Origin of the sequence: Rhizobium sp. IY2, assembly GCF_047532935.1 — a bacterium.
Taxonomy (GTDB): Bacteria; Pseudomonadota; Alphaproteobacteria; order Rhizobiales; family Rhizobiaceae; genus Rhizobium; species Rhizobium anhuiense.
Map to the genome: position 1 here is coordinate 1 of NZ_JBLKNU010000045.1, position 349 is coordinate 349.

Genomic DNA, 349 nt, shown 5'->3' on the forward strand with positions numbered 1-349 from the left:
GACGAAGGTGGTGCCCATGCGCTGATGCAGCCGCTTGATCTCGGTGCGCATGTCGACGCGCAGCTTGGCATCGAGATTGGAGAGCGGTTCATCGAACAGGAAGACCTGCGGGTTGCGCACCAAGGCTCTCCCCATGGCGACGCGCTGGCGCTGGCCGCCCGACAGCTGGCTCGGCTTGCGGTCGAGCAGATGGCCGATCTGCAGCATGTCGGAGACCTGTTTGATCGCCTTGGCACGTTCGTCCTTCGGCACGCCGCGGATCTCCATGCCGAAGGCGATGTTGCCCGCCACCGTCATGTTCGGATAGAGCGCATAGGACTGGAACACCATGGCGATGTCGCGCTTGGAG

General features: G+C 63.6%; 1 protein-coding gene. It reads right to left on the reverse strand.

What is annotated here, in order from left to right:
- Positions 1-349 (reverse strand): ABC transporter ATP-binding protein (locus ACMUVN_RS33305; RefSeq protein WP_414816057.1); only part of this gene is annotated, 349 nt, incomplete at both ends.